At 56.5% G+C, this 3,468-nt stretch carries 3 protein-coding genes; all 3 read left to right on the forward strand.

The window, feature by feature from the left end:
- Positions 1-142 precede the first annotated feature (142 nt).
- The 3 genes from AWB66_RS32085 to AWB66_RS32095 are packed head-to-tail and all read left to right on the forward strand — an operon-like array spanning position 143 to position 3,380.
- The gene (locus tag AWB66_RS32085) at positions 143-1,405 is read left to right on the forward strand and encodes a tyrosine-type recombinase/integrase (protein WP_087634000.1); all 1,263 of its coding nucleotides are present in this window, start codon (positions 143-145) and stop codon (positions 1,403-1,405) included.
- Positions 1,402-2,376, forward strand: a complete 975-nt coding sequence (locus AWB66_RS32090) for a tyrosine-type recombinase/integrase (protein WP_087634001.1) — start codon at positions 1,402-1,404, stop codon at positions 2,374-2,376. Before AWB66_RS32085 ends, AWB66_RS32090 begins: the two co-directional genes overlap by 4 nt.
- Positions 2,373-3,380, forward strand: coding sequence for a tyrosine-type recombinase/integrase (locus AWB66_RS32095; RefSeq protein ID WP_087634002.1), 1,008 nt, complete (start codon positions 2,373-2,375; stop codon positions 3,378-3,380). The genes AWB66_RS32090 and AWB66_RS32095 overlap by 4 nt, the downstream gene beginning before the upstream one ends.
- Positions 3,381-3,468: the final 88 nt, after the last annotated feature.

The following is a 3,468-nucleotide window of genomic DNA, read 5'->3' on the forward strand; positions in this document are numbered from 1 at the left end:
GGCTTCTGTTCCCTTCGGCGTTATGTGCCTGAACGGTGAGAAACGATTCCTGGCGTTGGATGAGGGTGCAACCAAGGGAACATAACGGTATGACCCAGGCGCATGATGAGCTTCCCTTCGGCTTTTTTGAATGGAGGTTGTCATGCTCGAACAGTACTTTATCAAGCCAGCTACGATCGACCGCATCCGCGCAAGCTGGCTCGGACCGCAGATCGAGAGCTACGTGGAATGGATGCACGACAACGGCTATGCAACGTGCAACGTCTTTCGTCGAGTCCCGGTGCTTTGCCAGTTCGCCGACTTTGCAGCAACGCATGGCGCTACTGATCTCGCTTCCGCTGCAGAGTTTGTGGAGTCGTTCACCTCGTGCTGGGTAGCGACACACGGTTCGAAGGAAACCACCGAAGCCGCTCGCCACGGCATTGTTGTGAATGCTCGCGGTCCAGTCAGGCAAATGTTGAACCTTGCAATCGCAGGTAGCATCAACCGAGAGCGCTCGTGCAAACCATTTCCATTCGAAGGGGAAGCAGGAGGATTCGCAGAGTATCTCCGGCAAGAGCGAGGCTTGCGCGAGAGCACCCTTTATCAATATGCACACGCTCTGAACCGCTTTGACGGCTACCTGCGGCAAACGGGCGTTCAATACCTTTCTGAATTGTCGCCACCATTGCTGGCTTCGTTCATGATCAATGTTGCACCATGTCTTGGCCGCACAGGTCGTCGTAACCTGTGCGGCATGCTGCGCGTATTCCTGCGTTACTGCCACCGGGAAGGGATCGTATACGAAGACCTGGAATCTGCACTCGAATCACCGCAGACGTACCGCCTTGCTGACGTGCCACGCTCCATAACCTGGGACGAAGTACGCCGGATGCTGGCAGTGGTGGATCGCCGCACGATCCTTGGTCGGCGAGACTACGCCATTTTGTTGCTGCTGGTGACGTATGGATTGCGAGGGCACGAGGTCGCAAGTCTGACCTTAGACGACATCGACTGGAAACGGGAGCGGCTTCAGGTTCCGGAGCGCAAGGCTGGCCACTGGACAGCTTACCCGCTCGCAAGCGTTGTCGCTGAAGCGCTAATCGAATATCTCAAGCACGGCCGACCGTCAACCACAGACCGTCATTTGTTCTTTCGCGTTCTTGCGCCGCGCAAGCCGATCGCAAGCGCAGCCATTTCGCTAACCGTAGCGAAGTACCTGCACCGCGCAGGAATTAAGGTTCATCGTGCTGGCGCACACACGTTACGCCATACCTGCGTGCAGCGGCTGATCGACGCCGAATTCCCCCTAAAGACCATTGGCGACTACATCGGCCATCGTTCCGCAAGCTCTACCGAGGTCTATAGCAAGGTTGCGCTCGCCGCGTTGCGCGAAGTCGCCATGGGTGACGGGGAGGCACTATGAAACCCCGTAACCCCGAACTGCGCAGCGTTCTTGCCGAATCGATTGCCACGTTCGTGCAGTACAAACGAGCACTGAATCGCAAGTATCGCGCGGAGGCCTTGGCACTGAACCTCTTTGACCGTTATCTCTGTAAACAGCATATCCTCGAGTGGAGCGAGATCGATGGCATCCTGATTGATGGATTTTTGGCTTCGCGACCTCGCACTAGACCTCGAAGCTATAACCATTTGCGCGGGGTACTTTCCCACTTCTTCGACTGGGCGGTCCTTCAACGTTTGATCGAGCACAATCCGGTCACTTCCAGGGTGCGGCGGACGACGAGTCAACGGATCCCATATCTGTTTGATCTTCCCACGGCACAGCATCTGCTCGATGTAGCGCGAGCGCTGCCGGACAATTCCAAGGCGGTGCAACGCGCTCTCGTTTACGAAACCATATTTGCTCTGCTATATGGACTTGGACTACGAGTCGGCGAGGCTGCCAGGTTAGCGATCGGCGACGTCGATTTCGCTCGTAATACGCTACTTATCCGCGAATCCAAGTTTGGCAAGAGCAGAATCCTTCCGTTCGGTCCACAGCTCGCAAAACGCCTGCATCGTTACATTGAGGAGCGCCATGTTGACGTCAACAATCCGGACCTGCCGTTGTTTTCCTTTACCAAGCGCGGCTGTATCCACGAAGGGACCATCAGCCAGACGTTTCACATTCTCGTGCAGAAGATGCAACTGCGTATCCCGCCTGGTGTCTCGCCGCCACGAGCGCATGATCTGAGGCACTCGTTCGCAACGGGGACGCTACTCCGGTGGTATCGCGAGGGAGTCGATCCGAACCAGCGCCTCATTCACCTGTCAACCTTCCTTGGTCATTGCGATCCGGCTTCGACAGTTGTCTACCTCTCGATCACCGAAGAATTGTTGCGACATGCCGATAAGCGCTTCCACGAATTTGCGCTAACAGGAGTACGCCCATGAACAGCATCGGCCAGGTGTTGCACTCGTTTTTCGAGGATCATTTAAAGACCCAACGTGGTCTGCGGCCGTCTTCGATCTGCAGCTATCGCGATACGATCAAACTCTTCCTGCTGTTCGTCACCAAGAGTTGCCACCGTCCGGTGACGCGGCTCGCTCTCACTGACCTAAGCTCCGAGCGGGTGTTGGAGTTTTTGCGCGCGATGGAGGCTGAACGCGGTAATCAGGTGCGTACGCGAAATCAACGACTCGCGGCACTGCACACCTTCTATCGTTATCTGGCGTTGTATCACACCGAGATGCTGGCAGAAGCGGAACGCGTAGAGGCGATCCCCAGCAAGCGTAGCCCTCCACCGGAAACCGTTTATCTGGAGCGCGACGAAATCGACCTGCTATTCAAATCTCTATCGATCCAGGGACCGCTGGCACTGCGTGATCGTGCGCTCCTGATGCTCTTGTACAACACCGGGGCACGCGTACAGGAAATCGCCGACCTGCGTGTCGGCGACGTTGATCTTGACGGTCCATTTCGTGTTCGCTTGCATGGCAAGGGCGACAAATGGCGGGTTTGCCCTGTGTGGCCCGAAGCGGCCACCCTGTTGAAGCAACTCGCCAGCGTGCGTTGCGGCGATTCATCGCTGCCCTTGTTCGAGTCCCATCAGCAAGGGCATGCTCTCACTCGATCCGGTGTTTACAAGATCGTCAAGCGGCATACCCGTACGTTACGGCCGGCCCCACCTCGTAAGCAGCGCGGCATATCTCCGCACTCCTTTCGGCATAGCGCTGCGGTTTCCATGCTGGAAGCAGGAGTCGACATTAATGTGATTCGCAGCTGGCTAGGCCATGTCAGCCTCGATACCACGAACCGATATGCGGAGATATCCCTTCGCGCCAAACAAGCCGCAGTCGCCGCATGTTCGCCGCCATCCGAAACTACCGCGGTACGTCTCGGAAACGTTGGATGGCGGCAAGATCAGGAACTCTTGAAATGGTTGCAATCGCTCTAAAAATTATGTGCCATTTCCCTCGTGCGCCTCCTTATGCGACCGCTCGTCTACACCGTTCGGGCACATAACGCCGGAGGGAACAGAAGCC

The organism is Caballeronia telluris (assembly GCF_001544495.1).
GTDB lineage: Bacteria > Pseudomonadota > Gammaproteobacteria > Burkholderiales > Burkholderiaceae > Caballeronia > Caballeronia telluris.